The sequence below is a fragment of the Mycolicibacterium vinylchloridicum genome, assembly GCF_013404075.1.
Lineage (GTDB): Bacteria > Actinomycetota > Actinomycetes > Mycobacteriales > Mycobacteriaceae > Mycobacterium > Mycobacterium vinylchloridicum.
In genome coordinates this window covers 37,851-61,189 of sequence record NZ_JACBJQ010000033.1, presented here as the reverse complement: position 1 = coordinate 61,189, position 23,339 = coordinate 37,851, and the positions used below count along the sequence as shown (strand labels likewise).

Annotated in this window: 20 protein-coding genes; 5 read left to right on the top strand and 15 right to left on the bottom strand. The window is 62.8% G+C overall.

Annotation, left to right across the window (positions count from 1 at the left end; all coding sequences use genetic code 11):
* The first annotated feature begins 181 nt into the window (after positions 1-181).
* Complete coding sequence (locus HPC46_RS23715) at positions 182-1,693, top strand: sugar transferase (RefSeq protein WP_179474489.1); 1,512 nt, start codon at positions 182-184, stop codon at positions 1,691-1,693.
* Positions 1,694-1,746: 53 nt separating this feature from the next.
* On the opposite strand, the gene HPC46_RS23710 is transcribed toward HPC46_RS23715, so the two are convergent.
* The 3 genes from HPC46_RS23710 to HPC46_RS23700 form a co-directional block, all read right to left on the bottom strand.
* Entirely contained in the window at positions 1,747-2,976 is a 1,230-nt protein-coding gene (locus HPC46_RS23710; RefSeq protein ID WP_179474487.1) for a glycosyltransferase family 4 protein, read from the bottom strand.
* Between the two features lie 157 nt (positions 2,977-3,133).
* Complete coding sequence (locus HPC46_RS23705) at positions 3,134-4,021, bottom strand: phytanoyl-CoA dioxygenase family protein (RefSeq protein ID WP_179474485.1); 888 nt, start codon at positions 4,019-4,021, stop codon at positions 3,134-3,136.
* Position 4,022: 1 nt separating this feature from the next.
* Positions 4,023-4,910, bottom strand: a complete 888-nt coding sequence (locus tag HPC46_RS23700) for an N-acetylneuraminate synthase family protein (RefSeq protein WP_179474483.1) — start codon at positions 4,908-4,910, stop codon at positions 4,023-4,025.
* Positions 4,911-5,363: 453 nt separating this feature from the next.
* Here HPC46_RS23700 and HPC46_RS23695 point away from each other — a divergent pair, with 453 nt between their 5' ends.
* On the top strand, positions 5,364-6,380 hold the full coding sequence (locus HPC46_RS23695; RefSeq protein WP_179474481.1) for an NAD-dependent epimerase/dehydratase family protein: 1,017 nt from the start codon (positions 5,364-5,366) through the stop codon (positions 6,378-6,380).
* A gap of 48 nt (positions 6,381-6,428) precedes the next feature.
* On the opposite strand, the gene HPC46_RS23690 is transcribed toward HPC46_RS23695, so the two are convergent.
* Positions 6,429-7,109 carry an FkbM family methyltransferase gene (locus HPC46_RS23690; RefSeq protein WP_233716605.1) on the bottom strand — a complete coding sequence of 227 codons (681 nt, stop codon included), beginning with the start codon at positions 7,107-7,109 and terminating at the stop codon, positions 6,429-6,431.
* Positions 7,110-7,536: 427 nt separating this feature from the next.
* Between HPC46_RS23690 and HPC46_RS23685 the strand changes: the two genes are divergently transcribed.
* The 3 genes from HPC46_RS23685 to HPC46_RS23675 are packed head-to-tail and all read left to right on the top strand — an operon-like array spanning position 7,537 to position 10,838.
* Complete coding sequence (locus tag HPC46_RS23685; RefSeq protein WP_179474479.1) at positions 7,537-8,868, top strand: nucleotide sugar dehydrogenase; 1,332 nt, start codon at positions 7,537-7,539, stop codon at positions 8,866-8,868.
* A 17-nt stretch (positions 8,869-8,885) separates the two neighbouring features.
* Positions 8,886-9,857, top strand: coding sequence for an NAD-dependent epimerase/dehydratase family protein (locus HPC46_RS23680; protein ID WP_325096746.1), 972 nt, complete (start codon positions 8,886-8,888; stop codon positions 9,855-9,857).
* Positions 9,858-9,896: 39 nt separating this feature from the next.
* Positions 9,897-10,838 carry a GDP-L-fucose synthase family protein gene (locus HPC46_RS23675; protein WP_179474477.1) on the top strand — a complete coding sequence of 314 codons (942 nt, stop codon included), beginning with the start codon at positions 9,897-9,899 and terminating at the stop codon, positions 10,836-10,838.
* A gap of 76 nt (positions 10,839-10,914) precedes the next feature.
* On the opposite strand, the gene HPC46_RS23670 is transcribed toward HPC46_RS23675, so the two are convergent.
* From HPC46_RS23670 to HPC46_RS23620, 11 genes are all read right to left on the bottom strand, one after another.
* Complete coding sequence (locus HPC46_RS23670) at positions 10,915-12,336, bottom strand: tyrosine-protein kinase domain-containing protein (protein ID WP_179474475.1); 1,422 nt, start codon at positions 12,334-12,336, stop codon at positions 10,915-10,917.
* 239 nt (positions 12,337-12,575) lie between these two features.
* Positions 12,576-14,432 (bottom strand): DUF4012 domain-containing protein, encoded by a 1,857-nt coding sequence (locus tag HPC46_RS23665; protein WP_179474473.1) that lies wholly within the window; start codon positions 14,430-14,432, stop codon positions 12,576-12,578.
* A gap of 122 nt (positions 14,433-14,554) precedes the next feature.
* The gene (locus HPC46_RS23660; protein ID WP_179474471.1) at positions 14,555-14,998 is read right to left on the bottom strand and encodes a hypothetical protein; all 444 of its coding nucleotides are present in this window, start codon (positions 14,996-14,998) and stop codon (positions 14,555-14,557) included.
* A gap of 198 nt (positions 14,999-15,196) precedes the next feature.
* On the bottom strand, positions 15,197-16,258 hold the full coding sequence (locus HPC46_RS23655) for an alpha/beta hydrolase fold domain-containing protein (protein WP_179474469.1): 1,062 nt from the start codon (positions 16,256-16,258) through the stop codon (positions 15,197-15,199).
* Between the two features lie 21 nt (positions 16,259-16,279).
* On the bottom strand, positions 16,280-17,491 hold the full coding sequence (locus HPC46_RS23650) for an RNA polymerase sigma factor (RefSeq protein WP_179474467.1): 1,212 nt from the start codon (positions 17,489-17,491) through the stop codon (positions 16,280-16,282).
* A complete protein-coding gene (locus HPC46_RS23645; RefSeq protein ID WP_179474465.1) occupies positions 17,492-18,190 on the bottom strand; it encodes a YciI family protein in 699 nt (232 codons plus the stop codon). It lies immediately after the preceding gene.
* A gap of 162 nt (positions 18,191-18,352) precedes the next feature.
* The gene (locus tag HPC46_RS23640) at positions 18,353-19,243 is read right to left on the bottom strand and encodes a cyclopropane mycolic acid synthase family methyltransferase (RefSeq protein ID WP_179474463.1); all 891 of its coding nucleotides are present in this window, start codon (positions 19,241-19,243) and stop codon (positions 18,353-18,355) included.
* A 120-nt stretch (positions 19,244-19,363) separates the two neighbouring features.
* Positions 19,364-20,260, bottom strand: coding sequence for a cyclopropane mycolic acid synthase family methyltransferase (locus HPC46_RS23635; RefSeq protein WP_179474461.1), 897 nt, complete (start codon positions 20,258-20,260; stop codon positions 19,364-19,366).
* 140 nt (positions 20,261-20,400) lie between these two features.
* Positions 20,401-21,309 carry an alpha/beta fold hydrolase gene (locus HPC46_RS23630; protein ID WP_179474459.1) on the bottom strand — a complete coding sequence of 303 codons (909 nt, stop codon included), beginning with the start codon at positions 21,307-21,309 and terminating at the stop codon, positions 20,401-20,403.
* Positions 21,309-22,655: an ABC1 kinase family protein gene (locus tag HPC46_RS23625; RefSeq protein ID WP_179474457.1), complete on the bottom strand. Its 1,347-nt coding sequence runs from the start codon at positions 22,653-22,655 to the stop codon at positions 21,309-21,311. Before HPC46_RS23625 ends, HPC46_RS23630 begins: the two co-directional genes overlap by 1 nt.
* A gap of 81 nt (positions 22,656-22,736) precedes the next feature.
* Positions 22,737-23,333, bottom strand: a complete 597-nt coding sequence (locus HPC46_RS23620) for a DinB family protein (protein WP_179474455.1) — start codon at positions 23,331-23,333, stop codon at positions 22,737-22,739.
* Positions 23,334-23,339 lie beyond the last annotated feature (6 nt).

Here is a 23,339-nt window from a genome sequence, read left to right as displayed (position 1 = left end):
CCACCTGGTGAAACTGGTCCGCGACGGCGCCACCTTCGAGAAGGGAAAACTCGCCGAAACCGACTCCACCTCACCCACCGAGGAGGCCGCCTGAAACTCGCTCATCCACAAGTCTTGACAATATCTCGCTGCGCATCGTCGGTAGTGTTTCCCCAATAGTCGGGGGGACATCGGGGGAAGTATGACTGCGATAGAAAGCCATCTAAATGTGCCGGGGGGCATACAGGCGGTACCTACCAAGTTTCCGGCCTGGCAAGGCAAGTTCCGGGCATGGCAGCAGTGGTACGCCCGACGACTGGCCATCGCCGACGTTGTCGCCGTCCTCTTGGCGGTTGGCATCGCGCAGTGGCTACGTTTCGGTGGACTGGGGGGCGCCGCGGCACCCTATCGGGGATTTGACTACACCGTCGTGTCGTTCGCCATCGCCGCGATGTGGCTAGCCGCGCTGGCCATCAATCGTTCACGCTCGACGCGTGTGATCGGATCGGGTGCTGAAGAATATCGTCGAGTCCTGATGGCGACCTTCTCAGTGTTCGGAAGCGTTGCCGTGGTGTCGATGCTGCTCAAACTCGAGATCGCCCGTGGTTACCTGATGATCGCCCTCCCGACCGGCATCATCGTGTTGATCTTGTTTCGGTGGATCGCACGCCGGTTGGTGGTACGAGCTCGCCAGCGGTACGGCTGGTGCATCACCCGGCTGCTGATTGTGGGAAATCCGGCGGCGGTCCGTGACCTGACCCAATCACTTGCGCGTGAAAACGAATCCGAATACGAGGTGGTGGGTGCGTGTATCCCCGGGGTGGCCGGACGGGCAAAGGTGGATGTACCCGGGGTCGGAGCCATAACGAATTTCGGCACCGAATCGGACGTCGTCGATGCGGTTATTGCCACAGGCAGTCAAGCCGTCGCTGTCACCGCCACCGAACGGCTCGACGCTAGCTGCATTCGGGATCTCTCCTGGGAACTGGAGAAGCTTGACATCGATCTGCTCGTCGCTCCGGGAGTCGTCGATGTCGCTGGCCCGCGGCTGCAGATGCGCCCCGTCGCCGGACTGCCGCTGATCCACGTGGAAAAACCGCAATACAATGGCGCCAAGCGATTCCAGAAGCGGCTCTTCGACGTCACCTTCTCGACAGCAGTGCTTGTCCTCGGCTTCCCGCTGCTGGCCCTGGTTGCCGTCGCCATCAAGTTGACGAGTAAAGGTCCGGTTTTCTATCGCCAGGAGCGCATCGGACTGGATGGTGATCCATTCGAGATGATCAAATTCCGCTCGATGGTCGATGGTGCCGACGTGATGATCGACAACCTCGCCGCCTTGAACGAAAGCGAGGGCGGCGTCCTCTTCAAGATGCGCCAAGATCCCCGAGTGACGCCCGTCGGCCGCATACTGCGCAAGTACAGCATCGACGAGCTGCCTCAGTTCATCAATGTTCTCAAGGGCGACATGAGCGTGGTCGGGCCCAGGCCGCCACTGGCGACCGAAGTGCTCACCTACGACCACCAGGCCAAGCGGAGGCTGCTGGTCCGGCCGGGTATCACCGGTCTGTGGCAGGTGAGCGGACGGTCCGATCTGTCCTGGGAGGATTCGGTTCGGCTCGATCTCTTCTACGTGGAGAATTGGTCGACGGTGTCCGATCTGCTGATCGCCGTCAAGACCGTCAAGGCTATCTTCGGCCATTCCGGCGCCTACTGACGTTCGGAGCGTCGGCTGCGATCTATGCGCATCGTCTCGTCGAACGTGCAGGGCTACGTCGATAAGGTCTTGAGTAGATCGTCCCACCGCTGGATCGCGGCGCTCTGGTCCAAAACCGATTCGCGATAGCGCCGTCCATTACGACCGAACCGTGCTGACGCATCCGGGTCAGCACGGAGCGCGAGTACCGCGGTGAGAAGAGCGCCTGGATCGCCAGCGCGGACGACAAGGCCGGCCTCCGAAGCCTTGATCTCCGATGCGGTTATGCCGTCGAAGTCCGTGGCTCCGATGACCGGGCGCCCTGCGTCGAAGTACGACGTGAGCTTGCTTGGTACCGCCATTGCCGCCACGCCGGGTTTTTCGTTGACGATCAACACGTCAGCGGCCGCCAGAGCGGCTCGGTACGCGGTGTCATCAAGGGGGTCGATGAATGAGAGTCTTTTGATCCCAGTGGCTTTCGCGACGAGCCCGCGCTTTTCTCCGCCATCTCCGATCAGCATGAAATGCACCGGCGCATCTTGTTCGTCCGCGAGGCGCGCCGCGTCGAGGATGTTCTCCAGGCCCTGCTTGGCGCCCATATTGCCCGTATGCACAGCGAGCGTCACGTTTTTGGGCCAGTGGAGGGAATCCTTGGCGATGGTCGCTTCGAGCGGAACCGAAGGCGGTAGATGTGTCCAGTTGCGCACCACTGTCACCCGAGACGCCTCGACGCCGAGTTCGCTGACGACGTAATTGGCGAAACGTTCGTGTATCACCACGACTCGATCCGCCGCCCGCAACGTGGTGGCCTCTACCCAGCGGATGAATCTCTGCGCAAGCCCGCTGCCCTCGCCTGTCTCGGCCAACCCGAGTGTGTAGATGTCTTGAACCCACACGATCAATTGAGGGCGTCGGGGACTGAGTCGAAGCCTGACCGAAGCGATTGCTGTGGAAAACAATGATGGAGAAACGGCGACAACCACGCGAGGCCGGCCAAAGCGCGCGAACAGAAGTCGCACGCCGTAGGTCACCTCCGACACAAGTCGCTTGATGCCGCGGGGGGACTTGGGAACGTAATGAAGTCGGCGTCGCACTTCGACCCCGTCGATTCGGTCAGTCCTCAGCCACTGTCCGTAGCCTTGCCGAATGGCCCACTCGGGATAGTGAGGATGCGCGACGTGTGCGTCCACTCGCAACCCGCGTTCGCTTAGCCCGGCGGCCAACGCGCCCGAATATGGAGCTATACCAGTCGGTTCCGGAGGGTAGTTGAGACTGAGAATGGCGACGTCTGGATGCGTACGCATATCGGCAATCCCTTGCAATCGGTCCGTTGAGGAGAGTCGTCACTTCCGCCGAGCGGCCATCGTCCCGTTCATCGCCGATATCGTTAAGAGTCGATAGCACGTGCCCGACACACGATTCGGCATCTGAGAGTCGAACGAGGCGGGCCTAAGCCGTATTTCACTTCGAAGATGCGTCACACAGCGAAACGCCTTCATTCTCCAGGGCCTCCCGCAATCGTGGCGGAAGACCCGTCGAGCCGGCGTCTGCGCCTTGCCTGGCCTGGCGGGTCATGTTCGCTTCGGCAAAGTCGTACGTGAACGAATTGGGAGCGCCATAGGTGAAGAAGACCGACAGCCGGTCACGCCGACCGATCGCTTTCCAGTAAGCCGCCTTGAGGCGCGAGACCCACTGCGGGTCCTGCTTGTCACGCTGCCCTTTGTTGAGAACGCGGCTGAGCCCCTTCAAGCCCTTCTCAACGGGATCGGGCAACTGACCGGTGTGTGTGATACGCACGTCAAACACGACGATATCGCCGATGTGACTGCGTGCGGTCAACTTCTCGCCGGTGGTGAGGTCGGTATAGCGGTGTGAGCCGAGGCGGGCGGTGAAGCCGTCGCGAGGGCCGGTGTCCTGCAGGTAAATCGCCACCTTGTAGACGCGGCAATCTGGCGAGGTCATGTATGGGCCGGTGAAATAGCCGCCGGGCACGGTCTCCCCGCTGTCTTTGTGCCAACCGGACAACATGTTCATGTGAATGTCGCAGTGCCCGGTGAATACGACGTTCGATTCGCCAAGGACCTGCGTGATGACCTGCACGATCTGCGGATGAGCGAAGATGAAGCTCAGCGCCGGCACCTTCGCGGCCGCGTTAGGCTGTGTCCTGCCGAGGCTGAGCCGCACACCGCTGCCGGTGAGGTGCTGGCGCAGAATGCCGCGCAGCTGGCCGACTTCCTCGGCTGACAGAACGTTGCGGACGACGAAAATGCCATCCTCATCGAGCGCTTGACGCATTGCTGGCGCGCTTTCAAGGACTTCCGCGCAGTCGAACTCGCGCAGGCCGGCCATCTCAGACGGCCTTTACCGGCGTAGCCGGTTCCCACTTGAGCTTGCGGCGAGTTTCAGCCTCGACTGGCAGGATTTCGGTTTCCTTGGGCTTGAGCGCGCGAGCGACGTTGCGCACGTCGCGGACCAGTCGACGCATGCCGTCGGGCTCGAGCGACGCAGCGTGATCCGTGCCCTTCCAGGTGCGGTCGAGGGTGAAATGCCGCTCGACCCAGGTCGCACCGAGGGTGATCGCGGCAACGTCAGCGGCAATGCCGAGGTGATGTCCAGAGAAGCCAATCGCCTGTACCCGCGAGCCGAAAGTCGCTCGCAGGCGTGTGATTTCGGCTAGGCAAATGTCATCGAACTCGACCGGATAGCCGGACGTGCACGCGTAGAGAAGCAAATCTCCAGCGCGACCCTTGCGCTCGAAGAACGAAACGATCTCTTCCTCTTCGGCGTGGGTGGTCATGCCCAAGGAGAGTTGGATGCCGCCACCGAACTCGTCACACAGTACCGCCAGCATGTCCCAGTGCAGATTGGATGCCGAGGGGACCTTCAGGAAGTCGGGCTGGAGCGAGGCCATTTCCCGCGCCGAAGTGACGTCCCACACCGACGTGGAATAGCCGATGCCCATCTGGTCGCAGTAGTTCTTCAACTCGCGGTGTTGGTCTACCGAGAATTCAAGGAACTCTCGGTGCTCGCCGTAGGTTGCGCCATAGCTGTTGGCTGGGTTGGGATGCGGCGCGTTGTATTGCGCTTCAGACAAGAGCTCGCGGTTGTTCCGCTTCTGGAACTTGACGTAGTCGGCTTTGCAAAAGATCGCCGCAGTGGAGATCAACTCCATGGCGATATCCAAGTCGCCTTTGTGATTACAACCGATCTCGGCTACAACCTTGGGAATGTCACCCATTTCTACTCCTAGATCAGACCAGCGCAGGGTGTGAACCCTGCGTCGAAGTGTGCAACTCGGCAGGGGCGCGAGGTGTTCGGTGAACCTCCGCGCGTAGTCCTGCCTGGTGAGCTCGTGCGGCGTGCGCTGCTGTGGATCGCACTGATGCACGCCATTCCGGCGAGCGGATTGAATTCCCCCATGATCTCGTTCCCCCGTTGACCCAGCCACTGGATCTGGTGTGCCAAATATATGCCAGGTTCTCGTCCTTGTCAGCCGAGTCACAAGTCGTGGATGACAGACCGAGCCTGCAGATCGCAGCCGGGCACTCCCGCCTGCTTGGTCGCGCGCACCAGCGGGGCCCGGAGTACATTTCGGCTAGCATGCCTTCGGTCGTCGGCATCGAAAACGGGCTGATCGTCGTACGTCTTTGCTGAATGGTCGGCCGGCCTCTTGATCGAATAGGGAGAATGAGTGAGCGCTCAGGGGGGCAACGAGATCCGCGTAGTTGCAGGCACACGGGTCTTCGTTACGGGCGGTTCGGGGTTCATCGGGCGCGCTGTTTGCCGACACCTCATGGGGGCCGGAGCTGACGTCCTCAACTACGACCTGAAGCCGTGGCCTGGTGCCGATCCCGGGCCCAAGACGGTTGTCGGCGATATCGAAGATTCTTCAAGGCTGCTCGAGGTCTGCACCGACTTCGATCCGTCGATCTTCATCCATCTCGCTGCATTCGCATCAGTGACCGCAGCATCCCGGGAGGATTTTTCGAGTATCTGGAACGGGACGCAGGTGGCCGCGAAGGCGTTCGCGAACACCAGCAAACCGGGACGCTTTGTCAACATCTCGACGCAGATGGTCATCCGCCCGGGCCCGCAACCGGCCGACCTGACCACCTATGACCCCTACACCCCCTACGGAGCTGCGAAGGCAGAGGCCGAGCAGTTCCTTCGGTCGTCTGACCAGCCATACGCTGTCGTTCACGTCCGGCCCACGAATATCTGGGGTCCTCACCACCCCAGTTACGCGGGCTCGATCATGCGCTATCTCGAAAAGGGCTGGTACCTGCATCCGGTCGCGAGCAAGCCCATTGTGCGGACGTACGGCTATGTCGACAACTGTGCCGCGCAAATCGTCAGCGTCGCGCTTTCCGAGGGCGCATCCGACGGCGACATCTTCTACGGCGGGGACGAGGCGATCGACTCCGCGCAGTTCCTCGATGCCATGTCCATGGGTCTCCGTGGCAAGCCGGTGCGCCGCTTTCCGCTGAGCCTGTTGCAGCGGGCGGGCGACGCAGGAACCCTCCTGCGTCGCTTGGGGATTCCCTTCCCGCTGGACAGTGAGCGCGTCATGCGTATGTCCACCGACTACGCCCTACCCCTCGCGGCGACACATCGAGTGATGGCGCTTCCCTGCGTACCGTTCGACGTCGGGATGCAGCGCACCACGCAGTGGTACAAAGAAGGCGCTGAGCCGTCTTGGATACCCTGAGCCGCCGTCTGCGGATGTCTTCTCAGGCGGGATCGACCGGGTGTTCCGTCAGACGCGCTTGAACAACGCGTCGACCTGAGTCGGCCCGAATTCGGCCGTCATCACCTGATTGAAGATTCCCGCGACGGTGAACCCGCGCGTCTTCAGGTAGTCGGTGACTTCCTCGAAGAGCGGTTGGCCTTCGTAGAGCTCGGTGAAACTCAGCTCGACGTAGATGAAGTCCACTTCGCCGAGCGTGTCGCAGCCTTGAAAGACCCCGAGCTCTCCGCCCTGGACATCGACCTTGAGCAGAATGGGGTGAGCGAGCGCAGCGAAGTCGACACAGTCGTCAAGGCGTTTGACCGAGACCTCGATGGTCGATTCGCCGCGGACTCCGAACGCTCGTTCCTGGCCCTTCCCCGGTCGCAGTAACGAGGAGCTGTCGGCTCGGTCGGCGACGTAGAACGTTGCCTTGTCTTCGGCGCTCGCCAGCGCTACACGTTGCAGGCGGGTCCGCCCGTCCGGCGGAAGCACCTGCTCGTAAACGTCGGCTTCGCTCGGCAGCGGCTCGAAGGCGATGATCTCGGCCTCGGGTCGCAGGGTGCGAAAGGCGAGGCTGAACTGTCCCTTGTTCGCTCCGGCGTCGACCAGCGTATTGGCTGCACAAAATCGGATTGCGGAGAAGTGCTCCGCCGCGGCAGCGACCCGGTGGCTGAATACCGCCCGAACCAGCGGGGGGTATCGGAGCAAACTTATCCCTTTTCGAACCTGTGCAAGTCGGGGCAGCAAATCGAGCCTCCTCTATGTGGTCAAGAATGTCCGGGAGCCTTCGCACATGCGGCGCGGAGCATGAGGTGAAGAAGTGTTTGATCCCCCCTCGGTCATTACCCCTAGCTGACCGGTAGATATCGCATCCAGGGCAAATTTAGCACCGCGACGTCATGCCGGCGGGCCAGCACGGTCATCGGTTGGCACCCCGCTGTGAGCCACGTACCCGGGGTCGTTACCACCATCGCAGCCGACCGCGAGACTTCCCTGCATGTTGTTTCCCGCGGCAGTATTGTCCATCCAACGGGCGGGTGCAGACGGGGACGGAAGAGTGGAAAGCGCACACGCTCGGACAAGGCGCTCTTCGCCGCCTAGATTAGAGCAGCAGATTATGTAAAAGGGGGATGCAATGCAGGCTGCCAAGGTGTACGACGTCGGAGTCCTTGGATTGGGCTACGTGGGCTTGACGCTCGCGACGGTTCTTGCCGACGCCGGCAACTCGGTTATCGGTATCGAGAAGCGTGCCGACGTCGTCGAACTGACCAATCAGGGCGTGCCGCACTTCTCAGAAGTGGGGCTGGCGGACGCGCTCACCCGCGTCACCAGCTCCGGCAAGCTTGTCGCCGCAGAGCATTTCGGCGAGAACGTGACGTGCAATACCTACATCATCACCGTCGGCACCCCGCTATCCGGTGAAGGCACGGTCCGCCTCGACATGATCGAGGCGGCGACTCGCCAGGTGGCTGAGAACATGCGCGATGGTGCCTTGGTCATCCTGCGTTCGACCGTGCGGATTGGAACGGCCTCCGAGGTTGTCGCGCCGATTCTGGCGGCCACCGGAAAGAAGTTCGACATCGCCATGTGCCCCGAGCGAACTCTCGAGGGCCGTGCACTTCAGGAATTACGGGAGCTGCCGCAGATCATCGGTGCGGACCCTGTCGCGTCGGATCGTGCCGCCGCCGTGTTCCAGCGGCTTACGAGCTCGATCGTCAAAGTATCGAGTGCCGAGGCTGCTGAGATCGTCAAACTCGTCGACAACACTTACCGCGACATTCAATTCGCGTTCGCGAATGAAGTTGCCAGGCTGTGCGACGCGTTCGGCGTCAACGCACATGAGGTGATCTCGTCGGGCAAGCTCGGGTATCCGCGCACCTCAGTCGCGCTGCCCGGCTTGGTTGGCGGACCGTGTCTGGAGAAGGATCCGCACATCCTGCTCCAAAGCGCTCAGAGTCGGGGTTTGAACTTGGAGATCACCTCGGCAGCTCGCCTCGTCAATGAACGTCAGCCCATTGAGACCGTCGGATTCATCAGCGAGGAGATCGCACGGCGCCAACTGCCTTCGCCGTTGCGATTACGCGTTATCGGCATGGCGTTCAAGGGGATACCGGCTACCGACGATCTGCGGGGCTCGATGTCGATCAAAGTTCTGGACGCGCTCAAGAAGGCTCATCCGGATGCAGACGTGGGGATCTTCGACCCGGTGATTGCGCCGGACGTGCTTGAGCGCGCCTTCCCGAGCGAGGAGGTGTTCACACGGTTCGGCGATGCTGTCAGCGGCGCTTCTGTGGTAGTGATCGCCAATAATCACCCGGCGCTGGGTGGCATCTCGCCTCGCACGATGAGTGAGTTCATCGGGCCGAACGGTTTCGTCTTCGACTACTGGAACCACTTCAGCCACCTGCCGACATCAGAACTGGGCGACTCGTATTTCGCTGTCGGGCACACTGAATCGGCCGCATGATGGGGCCTCGCGTCGTAGTGACCGGCGGTGGCGGATTCATCGGCGCCTACCTGGTGAAGCGCTTGGTGCATGACAACTGGGACGTCGCAGTGGTCGACACGATGATTCGCGGCGACGCCGGTCGTTTCAGTGAAGTCGCTGATCAAGTGGAACTGTTCTCCTGCGACGTCCGCGACCAGGAGGCGCTGGAATCGGCATTTGCCGGGGCCCAGGTGGTCATGCACCTCGCCGCCATCAACGGCACCGAGAACTTTTACAAGAGGCCCGAACTCGTGTTGGACGTCGGTTTGCGCGGCGCGCTTGCGGTGGTCAACGCCGGGCGAAACGCAGGCGTGCCGGACCTGGTCGTCGCATCGACCGCTGAGGTCTATCAGACGCCGCCGGTGGTGCCGACCCCGGAGACTGTGCCGCTGACCCTGCCCAACAGCCTCAACCCGAGGTACTCCTACGGTGGTTCGAAGATCGTCAGCGAGTTGATCGCTTTCAATTATGCGCAGGAGCACTACCGAAAAGTTCAGGTATTTCGCCCGCACAATGTGTATGGCCCGGACATGGGGTGGAAACACGTTATACCGCAATTTATTTCACGGGCGATATCGGGCAGTGAAATGAATCCCGGCAAGACTGTCCCGTTCGAGATTCAGGGGGACGGGGCCGAGACGCGGGCGTTCTGCTTCGTCGACGACATCGTGGCCGGCATCCTCGCCATGTACGAGCACGGTGGTCACCGAGAGATCTATCACATCGGCAACGATGAAGAAGTGACGATCCGCGAATTGGCCGCCCGTGTCGGTGCCGCGCTCGGGACCGACCTGGACATTCAGCCTGGCCCCGCCGCTGAAGGCGGAACCCCCCGGCGGTGTCCTGACATCTCCAAAATGCGCGCTCTCGGTTACAAGCCCGAGGTCGATCTCGACGAAGGACTTCGCCGCACGGTCGCGTGGTACTCCGAACATCGAGGTGAGGACGTGACCAATGAGCTCCTCTGAGCGGACGAAAATGCCGGGTGAGCGGCGGGGGAGTCGGCGTTGAACAAGAATGCTCGAATCTATGTGGCGGGCCACCGAGGCATGGTCGGATCGGCGATTGTCCGCCGACTCGTCGACGGTGGATATACCGACATCCTGACCCGCACCCACAGCGAACTACCGCTCGACGATGCGGACTTGGTGGCCCGCTTCTTTGCGGACGAGCGGCCTGAGTGTGTCGTGTTGGCCGCCGCGAGAGTGGGCGGCATCGTCGCGAACGCGACTCAGGGCGGCGACTTCATCCGCGAGAATCTGCAGATTCAGACGAATGTCATTGACTCGGCCTATCGTAGCGGCGCGCAGCGGTTGTTGTTTCTGGGCTCCAGCTGTATCTACCCGAAGTTCGCCGAGCAGCCAATCGTGGAAGAAGCGCTTCTCACGGGGCCACTCGAGGAAACCAACCTGCCGTACGCGGTCGCCAAGATCGCCGGCAAGACGATGTGCGACGCCTACGCACAACAGTTTGGGTTCAAGGCGTTCACCGTCATGCCCTCAAACGTGTTTGGGGTGGGTGACAACTTTCATCCCGAACACTCGCATGTGGTGGCGGGCATGATGCGACGTTTCCACGAGGCGAAGGTCGAATCACACGACAAGGTGGTGGTGTGGGGTACTGGTTCGCCGATGCGCGAGCTCATCGATGCCGACGATTTGGCTGACGGCTGTGTCTTCCTCCTGGAAAACTATGACGGCGGGGGCATGATCAATGTTGGCTCCGGTGAAGAGATTTCAATTCGTGAGCTGGCGCTGTTGATGAAGACAGTCGTGGGTTTCGAGGGCGACGTAGAATTCGATGCCTCTCGTCCGGACGGCACACCCCGCAAAATCATGGACAACAGCAAGTTGCTGGCATTGGGATGGCGTCCCAAATTCACCATTGAAGCGGGTCTGCGGAAGATGTACGAGTGGTTCGTCTCTGGTGAACACATTCGAGGCGCGTGACGGAGCCTACCTGACGCAGGTCCAATCTCGTTGACTTGCTTCGGTTCTCAGAGATCCCCGGGTATTTCGAGGAGTCTCATTCCGCCGGTAGTTCGGGACTCGCCTTCTCTACAGGCGCGGGGGACGGTTCAGGCTCAGGCTTCTTGCTGTCGCCGTAGTAGCTGTAGCTGTAATGATAGGCACCGCCACCGCGCGTGGGCATCATTGTCACGACTGCACCCAGCAGAGTCGCGCCGACATCCTCCAAATTGCGTACGGCGTGCGCGATCTGATCCCTCTTGGTGTGACCGAAGCGCGCCATGATCAGTGCGCCGTCGGCGTTGGCGGCGAGAAGAGCGCCGTCGGTCACCGCGAGCAGGGGAGACGAGTCGACGATGACGTAGTCGTACTTCTCGCGTAATTCGCTCAACACACTCTTGGCGGCCTTCGACCCCAATAGTTCACTGGGGTTTGGTGGAGTCGCGCCCGAGGTGAGCACTGTCAGTCGGGGAAACTTGGTCTCTTGGAGCACCTCGGAAAGCGATGCCCCGCCACTGAGCACGGTGCTGAACCCAGCTTGCCCCACGAGATTGAGATATTTGTTGAGCGAGGGAAGTCGCATATCCCCGTCAACAAGAACGACATCGTGTTCTGCCTCAGCGAGGGCTAACGCGATGTTGATTGCGGTGGTGGACTTGCCTTCATTCGGCGCTGAGCTGGTGACGACAATGACTCGAGGCGGATTGTCCACGGCCAAGAATTGCAGGTTGGTCCGTAGTTTGCGGAAAGCCTCGGCGATTGCCGAATTGTCGTTGTCGAACAAGATCGCTGGTTGGTTTCGCCGCCCTTTGTCGAGCGGTACAGTCCCCACGATGCCGACGCCGGTGATCTCTTCGAGGGAGTCGTGGCTCTTGACGGTGTTATCGAGCACGTCCCGAAGGGCGGCAAGTCCGATGCCGGCCAGCAAGCCCAGTCCCAGGCCTACGGCGAGATTTCGAGCTGTCTTGGGGACAACCGGTTCGCTCGGAACCGAAGCACGTTGTTCCACCACCACTCGGGCGTCCGGTTCGGCGCCAGGCTTGGGCGTCTCGAGTTCACGGACCATGTTCACGAACTCATCGGACATGGCGTTGGCGATATCACGGGCGCGGACGGGTGACTCATCCAGGACTGAGACGTCGATCAGAACGGTGTCGAGCTTCGCCGTTGCCTTGACTCGGCCCTCCAGCGTGGCCGCATCCATGTCGACGCCCAGTTTGTCGAGAGTTCGCTGAGCCAACGTCTCGCCGGTGATCAGCTGGGTGTAGGAGAGGACACGTTCCTGCGAGAGCCGATTACCCTGGTACAGCTCCGCCGCTGACGAGCCGGCTGAGGTCGAAACATAGAGCCTGGTCGACGCTTGGTACAGCGGGGTGGTGAGGAGCGAATAGGTAATCGCAGCCAATACCGCCAAGAGTGCGGTGACCACGACTGTGATCCATCTCGTCCGCAGCAGCTTTGTGAAGTCCTGAAGATTCACGCTTATCCCTCCCTCGCTGACCTTCTATCAGGCCGACATATCGTCGTCGACTGTCGGTTGAAGGCCCAGCCCCGCGGCGCAACTCCCCGAGCCCGACGATGCCCAGCCCCCCGGGTGGTTCGGCTGCTCCCGCATAATGCGTATTGTCTCACTCCCGATGCTGTCGCGCCGAAACACATGGATGGTGGACGATTTGGTGAGTCCCGAAGAAGCGGCGAAGTCATCGAGGTCAATCGATCTCACTTCGAACACACTGGCACCGAAACCTTGGGCGTGGGGTGATCCGCGAGCGGCTGAACCGGCACCCGGGCTGCGCCCGGCGAGTTCGGCTCTGTCAGGCGGAAGGTCAATTCGACCGTCTGCCCCGGCGGTATGGCCACCTGAGACTCAAAGCTCGGATGTCCACGTTCTGTTGATCCGAAGACACGCGTCCGCTTCCCGTTGACGAGGACGCCATTCACTTCCGCACCCTGGGTCGCGAGAAGACGGACAGAAGTGAGCATCGTCCCCCTGGGGATATCCCCTGCGAACTCGGGAAAAAAGCCCAGCCGCCCGGCAACATAGTCCGGTAGCCCGGCCGTGTCCTTGAGGGTGTTAGTTAGCCGGACTGTGACGGTTGAATTACGTTTATCGCCATCACATCCGTCGGCAACGTACTCGATCTGTCGATCGAGGTAATAGTCCATCTTGTTGCCGCCGAGATTGTTGATGACAACATCCGCGTATGGCGCCGGATCGTCCGGAATCACGTGGGCCAGTGGCGTTTCTTCCAAGAGCTTCTGATCGGCTGGGTTCGAGCTCCATACCGCGATTCGGCGTTCACTGACCGCTCGCCCCAGCGCGTTGAGCAGCTTGCGCGGTGACTCCACCGGCTTGGTGATTTTCTTGACCACCTCGGTCGCGATGTCCTGTAGGTATTGCTTTCGTCCACTCTGATCAGCGGGGTCGGGAAAGCGTGCATAGACAGTCGACTCGGTGAGCTCGACGACGTTGTCTTTGGTGACTGTCTCGCCGCCCGGCAGCGTCACAGGGCCGGTAGCGCCGAGGATGTAGCTCAGCGCAACCGGATCAATGGCGATCACCCCGTCGACATTCATCCCGGTCTGCTGAGACCACAGCGACTTCCAGATTTGTGCCGCATACGGAAAATGCGAGCTTTGGTTGCTATTTCGGGAGTCGGTAGTGGGGTTGGTGAACCCGTACTGTTCGTCGAACTCCGGGTTGATCGAGAATGGGGTGAACTTCTTGTCGAGCTCGGTGTTCGGGCCCAAACTGTCTACGCTCGGCTTGCCGTCGTCGAAACGCAGAATCCCGAACCCTCCGAGCAGCCCTCCGGTACCGCGGGCCTCGGCATTGGTCTGGAAACCCATGAAGTAGCTGCGCGGGCCGTCGGCGCCCAGCATCGACGGCGCCAGCTGCGCTGCGAGCGCGGTGTCGCCCAGCAGCCGTGAGATGTCGGTCGCCTGCGCTTGGAGCTGTGTTCGAGCGCCATCGACAGCGGAGAGGTAGCTCGGAACCGCAATCGCCTGTGCAGCCGCATCGAGCCGGGCCGCGTTGGCCGCGATCTCCCTCAATGCGGGTTCTTCTTTACGCAGCGCCTGCACGTCCAGTCGACCATTCGCGAGTAACTGGTCCGGCGCAATCGTCGTGCCGGCATCGGCGACAGGTTTCAGCACGTCGGCCGCAAGCCCCAGCACGACATCTGATATCTGCTGGCCGGTCTTGAATGGGCTGCCCAACCAAGGCACAACGGAAACGATGCTCCACGGCACGGAGTGTGTTGCGTCGCGGGCCGCCTGTGCATGCGATTGCGCGTCGGCGGCGAAGCGAGAGGCGTCCTTGGTATTCCCTTGCAGCAGTGCGTCTTTGGTTTGTTGCGCACTGTGGCGCGCTTGTTCGAGGGCGGACTTCGCCTGTTGCGCTCGCAATCCTAGCCAGCAGCCGAACGCGACGACGATGAGGAGCGCGGCGAGCGCGCCCCATACGACCTCGCGACGCTGGAACCAGCGCCGCTCGTCGTCATCGCCCTCGTCTGTCAGAATCGCATCGTCATCGGCCGGGTCATCATTGAACCGTCGTCGCGAAAAGAATCTCACTCAGTTAGTTCCCATACTCCAGTGCAGACAGGCATCCGTGGCGCAGCCGCAACAGTGGCCAACAAAAAACGACCCGCCAGCTGCCGATTGACAACAACTGACGAGTCGTTTTCGCAGATTACTTAGGCCGAGGTGGAGTACGGACCGATCTTGATGGCCTTGGCCACGTTGTTGGCGGCGTTGTCGAAGCCGTTCGCAATACTCGTCAACCCAAAGGCGCCAGCCACAAGGCCGGTGAACGCGAGACCACCGTAGACGAATGTCCCGAAGAACTGGACGACGGACTGGAGGCCGTTCTGTGCCGAGAGAACGAACCCGGAGATGAAGGTCTGGATGACCTGCGAGGGCGAGGAGGCATTGGCTGCCGCAGACTTGTTGCTACCCGGAGTGCCAGGGGTGTCAACGATGACCACCGGGTCGACGAGCAGTTCGGCGGAATTGCCTACTCCTAGCGTGAACGGCGCCAGGCTCGGTGCTGCGTGAGCGACCGTAGGCGTGAACGCAGCAGCTGCGGCAACAGCAGCCACGGCCGTGCCGACCTGAAGTTTCGTGGTGAGAACCGACATAACAACCCCCCAATGTGTGTGGTCTAGATCCCATAACGGATTGGCTAAATAGTCTCAGAGGTCCTAGGACGTGTCAACCGGAATGGCGCAGATCGATGGACATTTTCTTTTCCGTTGTGTTAAGAAATTTGCGATCGACAAGGCCCGGTCTGCGCTGAGTTGCTCGGTGCCCCGGAGCAGGGCCTTTACCCAGGGCCTTTAACGGCCCACTGCGTGCGCGAAGCCACTGATGTCGTTCACCGACGCCGCGAACACCTCCGGCATCAGCGCCGGGAACAGCAAGTCGCCGCCGTGGCAGGTCCCGACCACGATGCGCCCGGCGGCGGGCACGCCCGCGGCGAGCAGCCTGCGGTAATAGAGGAGTCCCTCGTCGCGCAGCGGATCGAGCTCGTTCATCGAGATCACGTGCGGCGGCAGGCCGACCAGGTCTTCGTGGCCGGCGACGCCGGCCCAGCAGGTGGGATCGTCGACGTATGTTTTGTCCGGGTCATAGATCGAACCCAACAGTGCCGCCTGCTGGGCACTGATGAAGTAGCCGTCGTTCTCCCGCAGCGACGGCAGCTCGTCCGGATAGTCCAGCCAGCGGTTCGAGATGTACGGGCATTGCGCGTACGCCCCGGCGATCTCATGGAGCCAGCCCTCACGTTTGGCCTTGTGGGTGACGGTCAACGTCAGGTTCCCGCCGCCGGACTCGCCCACGACGATCAGGTGGCTCACCCCGAGATCGGCGGCGTTGGCGTATACCCACCGAGTGGCGGCCGCGCAGTCGTTCAGCCCTGCCGGATACGGGTGCGCGCCGAGCCGGCCGCCTGAGTTTCGGAACTCCACCCCGACAGCCACCAGGCCGGTGGCCGCGAGGCGCTCCCGCAAGTAGCGGTAGCTGGCATCATCGGCGCTGGCGATGGCCATCGCCCCGCCGTGAAAATGCACGACTGCCGGCAGCGGGCCATCGGCGTCATCCGGGCGGCTGACGAACAGCGCCACCTCGTTGCCGTCGACGCCGGGAATCGTCACCGTCGAGGTCGACACGCCCGCCGGCGTCGGGGCGGAGTGGGCGAACGCGTCGAGCACTCCGCCGACGGCCGCCTCGGCGGCCGCGGCGTATGCCATCCGGTCCGGCAACGGCGAGTCGAGGCTCAGCGGTGCGTCGGGAAGGACGTCGGCCAGGCCGATCGGGGCGAAGGCCGCAACCATTCGCGGATCGGATCGAGGGTCGGTGCCGAGCGTGCAATTCGGATCGGCAAGGCGGCCAACAAGCATGCTCTCGACAGTAACCCCCGGTCAGCCGCCGCATTCGGTGATTCGCCGACGGAGAAATTCCCTTCCGGGTTCAGAGCCGTTGAGTTCCATTGCCTTCCGATACTCCGAGATCGCCTCGCCGTGCCGTCCCGCCCGGCGCAACAGATCGGCGCGAACCGCGGGCACCAGATTGGAGCGAACCAGGCGCGGGTCGTGAGCAACGCCGTCCAGCGCCGCAAGGCCTGCTTCCGCGCCGTCGCGAAAGCCAACTGCCAGAGCTCGATTCGCCCGCACCACCGGCGAATCGGTCAATCGCACCAGGAGGTCGTACGCCCGGCAGATCGTGACCCAGTCCGTCTGCTCCCAGCTCGGGGCAAGTGCATGCGCGGCCGCGATCACCGCTTGCGGCAGGTAGGGCCCGGTCGACCCGTCCGCGCGGCGCAGCGCGTCGAGCCCGCGCGCAACCCTGCCCCGATCCCATTGCCGCCGGTCCTGTTCCTCCAGCGGGACCAACGCGCCGGCGGCATCGGTACGGGTCGATCGTCGTGAATCATGCAGCAGCACAAGGGCATGCAGTGCGTGAGATTCCGGCTCGGCGGGCATCAGCGCGCGCAACTCGCCGGCCAGACGCACCCCCTCGTCGCACAGCTCGTCGCGGATCGCCGATGGTCCGGCCGTCGACCAGTACCCCTCGGTGAACACCGAATAGATACACGACAGCACGTGCGGTGTGCGTTCGCCGAGCAGCTCCTGCGGTGGCACCCGAAGCGGAATGTTGGCATGTCGGATCTTGTGTTTGGCCCGCGTGATCCGCTGGCCCACCGCCGCTTCGCTGACCAACAGCGCCCGCGCGATCTCCGGCACAGTCAATCCCGATACCAGACGCAGCGTCAACGCGAGCTGGGAAAGACGCTCCAGTGCCGGGTGCGCGCAGGTGAACATCATCCGCAACTCGTCGTCGCGGACCCGGTGCACCACCGGTGTGTCGGCTGATCGGTCATCCGGCATGGCCGCCAATTCCTTTCCGGGACGGACGGATTCGCGGCGCAGCCGATCTCTGGCCCGATTGCGGGCAACCGTCGCCAACCATCCGCCCGGGTTGTCGGGCATGCCATCTCGAGGCCAGCTGCGTATCGCCTCCGCGCAGGCTTCCTGGACGGCGTCTTCGGCGATGTCCAGGTCACCCGACCAGCGTGCGAGCGCGGCCACCGCGGGACCCCACTCTCGCCGGAAGACGCCGTCCAGAGAACGCATCTACAGCCCGGACACACCCGCCAGCCGGCGCAGCTGAACCACCGACGCCGGGATCATCGAGGCGATCTTTGTCGCCTCGTCGCGATCGGCCGCCGACAACAGGTAGTAGCCGTTGGCCACCTCGGCGCCCTCCGCGTACGGGCCGTCGGTCAGTACCACCTCGCCGTCACGGACACGCACCGTCGTCGCCGTCGACGGCGGGTGCAGCGGCGCCCCGCCCAGGATGTGTGCGCCTGCCGCCGCGCCGAATTCGGCATGGTCGGCCAACCCCTGGTCCCACTCCGGACTACCGGGAACGTTCACGCTCTCGGCCGGTTCGAGTAGCAGCGCCAGCCAGTCCGACGCGGTGGTGGGGCGGCCGACGGGGTTCCAGTGCACGATCGGCCACACCTCGACCGCGCCGTACTCGGCGGCCGGGACCTGCCGGGCCAGTTGCAAGGCGTCGTCGAGGTTCTCGGCTTCGAAGACGTAATAGCCCCCCGCGACCTCGGCGCCTTCGGCGTATGGGCCGTCGGTGATGACCGGTGCATTCGGCCCGCCGGTGATCTGCACGGCCTCGGCTGCCGCACCGAGCGCGTCGCCCTCGCGGATCGCCGCCGCCTCGCGGGCGTGGAAATCGAGATAGGCAGCCATCTCGCGGCCGGCCTCGTCGGGGGTCAGATCGCGTTGTTTTCCGTGGAGCAGTGCGAAGTAGTACATGGCGATGTCCTCCCAGGTTGGGGGAGTGGAACCCGGCTGGTTTCACTCTCTACCTGTCTGACGAACGACGCCCGCTCAATCCGACACGCGTCGCCGAGATCGACGCTTTGGCGCGAATTACTCGAACTTCCGCTGCCGTTTGTCGGTCTGGGCGTAGGAGACCTAGGCGGCGCCTGGCTTGAGGTAGGTCACCAGGCTGACGTCGATCGCTTCGTCGACGTAGTAGTACTGGCAGCCCGTCAGGTACCGCATGTAGTTGTTGTAGCTCTCTTCACCGGCAGCCGCGATCGCCTCGTCCCGGTGCTGCTCCAGGCGGGCCGCCCAGATACCGAGGGTCTTGATGTAGTGGTTGCGCAGCGACAGTGGCTCGGGCACAACGAAGCCCGCCTTCTCGCCGTGCTCGACCAGCATCTTGGTGCTCGGGATGCGACCGCCGGGGAAGATGACGTCGACCATGAACTTGGCGAAGCGGGCCAGCTCGAACGTCAGCTTCTTGCCGCGAGCCGCCAGATCGTCGGGGTGGTAGCCGCAGCTGCTCTGGATGGTCATCCGGCCGTCGTCGGGCATGATGTCGAACGAGTTCTTGAAGAAGTCGTCGTAACGCTCGAAGCCGAAGTGCTCGATGGCCTCGATCGACACGATCCGGTCGACGGGGCTGTGGAACTGCTCCCAGCCTTCGAGTCGAACATCGAACGTGCGTCCGGAGTCGACCTTGCTCAACAGCTGTTCGCAGTAGGCCTTCTGGTTCTTCGACAGCGTCAGGCCGATGACGTTGACGTCGTACTTCTCCATCGCGCGCCGCAACGTCAGGCCCCAACCGCAGCCCACCTCGAGCAGGGTCATGCCGGGCTTGAGGTCAAGCGCGTCGAGGTGCTGGTCGACGTTGGCGATCTGGGCTTCGGAGAGGGTGGCATTCGGACCGGTGAAGTATGCGCAGCTGTACTTGCGGGTGGGGTCTTGGAAGACACCGAAGAAGTCGTCCGAGAGGTCGTAATGCGCCTGAATTTCTTCGAAATGGGGCCGCATGTCCTTGGTTTCAGTTGCCTCGGGCATGAGTGTTAAGCCTTCCTGATTTTTCTTGTCTCACTGCGTGACTGCCCCCGCGAGTGGTTCTGCGCGCCAGTATGCACGATGTGATCTGGACCATACCGTCTCGACCCACCGGAACGGCGATCAAACGGTAGGTGAACCGGGCGTTTCGTTCGCCTGCTTCTCAAGCGTGAACTGATCGACGTCGATGTACCCTACCCGGAATCCGCGCGCGCATCCGGTGAGGTACTTCATGTAGCGCTCATAGACCTCCTCGGACTGCACCTCGATGGCCTTGTCCCGGTTGGCCTGCAGCGCCTCTGCCCAGCAATCCAGTGTGCGCGCATAGTGCGGCTGGAGTGACTGAACCCGAGTAAGTATGAAACCGGCCCTGGTGGAGTGGTCCTCCACCTTCTCGACCGTCGGCAGGCGGCCGCCCGGGAAGATCTCGGTGAGCATGAACTTCGCGAACCGCGCCGCCTCGAAGGTCAGCGGGACCTTTCGCTGCGCCATGTCTTCAAACGTGAACGACGTGATGGTGTGCAGCAGCATCACGCCGTCGTCGGGCAGGACCTTATGGGCCATGGCGAAGAAGTCGTCGTAGCGGTCGAAGCCGAAGTGCTCGAAGGCGCCGATCGACACGATCCGGTCGACGGGTTCGTCGAACTGTTCCCAGCCCCGAAGTTCGATCCGCTTGTCGCGTGGGCTCTCGGAGTCGGCGAAAACCTGCTCGACGTGGTCACGCTGGTTCTTCGACAACGTCAGGCCGATGACGTTGACGTCGTATTTCTCCAGGGCGCGCAACATGGTGGCGCCCCACCCGCAGCCGACGTCGAGCAGGGTCATCCCCGGCTGCAAGCCGAGCTTGCCCAGCGCCAGGTCGATCTTGGCGATCTGGGCCTGCTCCAACGTCATGTCGTCGCGTTCGAAGTAGGCGCAGCTGTAGGTCTGGGTCGGGTCGAGGAAAAGCCGGAAAAAGTCGTCAGACAGGTCGTAGTGGGCCTGTACGTCCTCAAAATGAGGTTGGAGCCGTTTGGCCATGCTGGTGTGCCTTTCGCATTGACTGCTTCAGGCAGCAACGACGAATCCCCCCCGTTGGGATTGTGCGGTTACCGCTTGTGCAGAACTGATGCTAGCCGGTGAGGCTGGCACTAGACGAGTCCCAAGCGCACCATTATTAGCTAGTTGACCTCGGCAAATGTGGTCTTGAGCTCACCGACGATGTCGTCCCACAGCGGCTCGGGCAGGTCGTGGGCCATGCCGTCGAACAGGACCAGCCGCGCGTTCGGAATCGCCGACGCGATCGAGCGACCGCCCGACGGGCGCATCAGTTTGTCGGCGCGACCGTGCATGACCACGGTCGGCGCGGTGATCTGCCGGTCATAGCGCTTGAGGCTGCCGCTGCCGAGGATCGCGCTGAAGTGCCGGGCGATGCCCTGGGGGTAGTGCGCGCGCTCGTACGCCTCGATCGCATTCGCGCGAGCCTGCTCGTCGGGCAACGGATAGCCGGGACTGCCGAGGATCTTGCCGACCCGGACCGCATTTTCCACGATCACCTCTCGTGGCGAGTTCGGCGGCGGCCCGGTGATCAGCGACAGCAGCGCGCGCGGTGCCGGGGGAGGCAGAAGTGCAGAGTTGTTGGACGAGAAGATGATTCCCAGAGCATTCGTTTTGTGGCTGTACCGCGCGGCGAAGATCTGCGCGATCATCCCGCCCATCGACGCCCCCACCACATGGGTCCGGTCCAGCCCCAGATGATCGAGCAGCGCTGCCGCGTCGTCCGCCATGTCTTCCAGCGTGTAGACCGATGGGCTGGGGCGACCGATGTAGGAGCGCAACAGGTTCGGCACGAACCGGCCGCCGGCCCGCTGGCCGTGCAGTTTGGACGACAGCCCGACGTCGCGGTTGTCATAGCGGATGACCCGATAGCCTTGGCTGACCAGCTTCTCGCAGAAGCCGTTGCGCCACAGTAGAAGCTGAGCGCCCAGTCCCATCACGAGCAGGACCGGTGGGTCGCCGGGATTACCCATGTCCTCGAAGTAGATTTCTACCTCGTCGCTTACTGTGGCTGTGCCGGAACGGATTTCCATCAGACCTCGACGTCGCTCTGGTGTTCGCGGCTGACCTCGACCATGAAGTTGGCGAAGTAGCCGGAGAACTGGGGGTCGTTCATCATCTGCCACTTGGGTGCGAGCAGCTTCATGTACCGCTCGACATAGAGAAACTGTTTGCCGATCAGCACCAGCTCGCGCGGCAGCTTCACGTCGTAGGCGTCGGCCAATGTGGACAGTTGCTTGCCGATGTCGGCGTAGGACATGTCCCCGAGCGTCTTGAGGCTCAGTGGGGCCGCGAACGCCTCGAGGTCCTTGGCGGCCTCCTTCTCGGGCTTGGTGGTGCCCACCGCGCCCAGCAGGACCACGATCTTGCCGGCGGCCGCGTGGTCCTTCTTGACCAGCAATGCGTAGACGAGCTCGCGCAGCAGCCAGCGGGTGCGCGGGTCGATGCGGCCCATGATCCCGAAGTCGAGGAACACGATGCGGCCGTTGGCGTCGACCAGCAGGTTGCCGGCGTGCAGGTCACCGTGGAACAGGCCGTGCCGCAGCCCGCCCTCGAAGGTGGAGAACAGCAGCGCTTTGACCAGCTCGGTGCCGTCGAAACCCTGCTTGCGGATCTCCTTGACGTCGTCGATCCGCACGCCGTGCACCCGCTCCATCGTCAGCACCCGCTCGCTGGTGAACTCCCAGTGCACCGCAGGCACCCGGATATTGCGGCCCAGCGGTGAACCGTGCAGGCCTGACACCCAGGCCTCCATCGACTGTGCCTCGATGCGGAAGTCGAGCTCTTCGGCCAGGTTGTCGGAGAAGTCGGCGACGACGTCCTGGGCGGACAGCCGACGGCCCAGCTTGGCCAGCTCGACGAGCTGGGCGAACCGCTTCAGGATCTGCAGATCGGCGGCCACCCGGCGGCGGATGCCGGGCCGCTGGATCTTGACGACGACGTCTTGGCCGCTGTGCAGGGTGGCGAAGTGCACCTGAGCGATCGAGGCCGACGCGAACGGTTCCTCGTCGAACGTGGCGAACAACTGGGCGGGGTCGCCGCCGAGCTCTTGCTTGAGCAGCTTGTGTACCTCGGCGGTATCGGCCGGCGGCACCGAGTCGAGCAGCCCGCGGAACTCGCGGCTCAGCCCTTCGCCGAATGCGCCCGGGCTGGACGCAATGATCTGACCGAACTTGACGTAGGTGGGACCGAGGTCGGCGAAGGTCTGTGGGATCTGCTTGATGACCTTGTCCTGCCAGCGCCCCCGCCCGGGCAGCGTGCCGAGCACGCGGGCGCCGGTGCGGGTGAGCTGCCAGCCAGTGGTTCCCATGCGGGCGGCCTCGACCGGCAACGGAACGCGATCGAGCTTGGCTACTTCGCGGTGTTTGGTCGAACTCATCCTTGAAGTGTGCCAAATCGGCGATCAATACCACCAATTTCACAGTCGCGCAGCGACGCCGGTCACGGCGGCGTGTTCACCTCACGACTTCGGTTGCCATGGCGTCAGCCACGGCTGTGGCTCCATACCCTCCGCGGCGGCGACGAGCTCGTACATCGTTGCGCCGTCCAGGGTTTCGCGGATGATGTCGGCGTGGCCGGCGTGCCTGGCGAGCTCGGTGATCAGATGAGAGAACACCCATCGCACTGACCAGGATTCGACGTCGTTGGGAAACCACGGAGCATCGCGTGGCACCGGCACCGCGGCGTCCAGATCGGCCGTCTCCACCAGCCGCAACGAATCGGCGTTCTGTGCGACGAAGGCGGCCACGAGCTGCGCCAACGTCTCGTCGGGCCGCATCACGTGCTCGTCCTGGTATTCCGCGGCCCGTTCCTCGAAGGGGCGGTTGTCGGCGCGCGGTTCGTGCGGTGCTGCGGCGACCCGTTGCATCCAGCCGCGCTGCACGCCGGTCGCATGTTTGATCAGTCCGCCGATCGACAGCGCGCTGGCCGTCGGGGTGCAGCGGGCCTGCTCGTCGGTCAACCCGTGGGCGACGGCGACGAAGGCGCTCTGCTGGTAGGCGAGGAACTCGCGCAGGGCGTGCCGCTCGTCGTGGACGGGTGGTGCGAGGGTGGGCATGATGGT

What these genes read in the sequence shown, in the direction of transcription:
- HPC46_RS23715 (WP_179474489.1), top strand. Translation starts at nt 182, where the DNA reads ATGACTGCGATAGAAAGCCATCTAAATGTGCCGGGGGGCATACAGGCG.
- HPC46_RS23710 (WP_179474487.1), bottom strand. Translation starts at nt 2,976, where the DNA reads ATGCGTACGCATCCAGACGTCGCCATTCTCAGTCTCAACTACCCTCCG.
- HPC46_RS23705 (WP_179474485.1), bottom strand. Translation starts at nt 4,021, where the DNA reads ATGGCCGGCCTGCGCGAGTTCGACTGCGCGGAAGTCCTTGAAAGCGCG.
- HPC46_RS23700 (WP_179474483.1), bottom strand. Translation starts at nt 4,910, where the DNA reads ATGGGTGACATTCCCAAGGTTGTAGCCGAGATCGGTTGTAATCACAAA.
- HPC46_RS23685 (WP_179474479.1), top strand. Translation starts at nt 7,537, where the DNA reads ATGCAGGCTGCCAAGGTGTACGACGTCGGAGTCCTTGGATTGGGCTAC.
- HPC46_RS23660 (WP_179474471.1), bottom strand. Translation starts at nt 14,998, where the DNA reads ATGTCGGTTCTCACCACGAAACTTCAGGTCGGCACGGCCGTGGCTGCT.
- HPC46_RS23655 (WP_179474469.1), bottom strand. Translation starts at nt 16,258, where the DNA reads ATGCTTGTTGGCCGCCTTGCCGATCCGAATTGCACGCTCGGCACCGAC.
- HPC46_RS23650 (WP_179474467.1), bottom strand. Translation starts at nt 17,491, where the DNA reads ATGCGTTCTCTGGACGGCGTCTTCCGGCGAGAGTGGGGTCCCGCGGTG.
- HPC46_RS23645 (WP_179474465.1), bottom strand. Translation starts at nt 18,190, where the DNA reads ATGTACTACTTCGCACTGCTCCACGGAAAACAACGCGATCTGACCCCC.
- HPC46_RS23640 (WP_179474463.1), bottom strand. Translation starts at nt 19,243, where the DNA reads ATGCCCGAGGCAACTGAAACCAAGGACATGCGGCCCCATTTCGAAGAA.
- HPC46_RS23635 (WP_179474461.1), bottom strand. Translation starts at nt 20,260, where the DNA reads ATGGCCAAACGGCTCCAACCTCATTTTGAGGACGTACAGGCCCACTAC.
- HPC46_RS23630 (WP_179474459.1), bottom strand. Translation starts at nt 21,309, where the DNA reads ATGGAAATCCGTTCCGGCACAGCCACAGTAAGCGACGAGGTAGAAATC.
- HPC46_RS23625 (WP_179474457.1), bottom strand. Translation starts at nt 22,655, where the DNA reads ATGAGTTCGACCAAACACCGCGAAGTAGCCAAGCTCGATCGCGTTCCG.
- HPC46_RS23620 (WP_179474455.1), bottom strand. Translation starts at nt 23,333, where the DNA reads ATGCCCACCCTCGCACCACCCGTCCACGACGAGCGGCACGCCCTGCGC.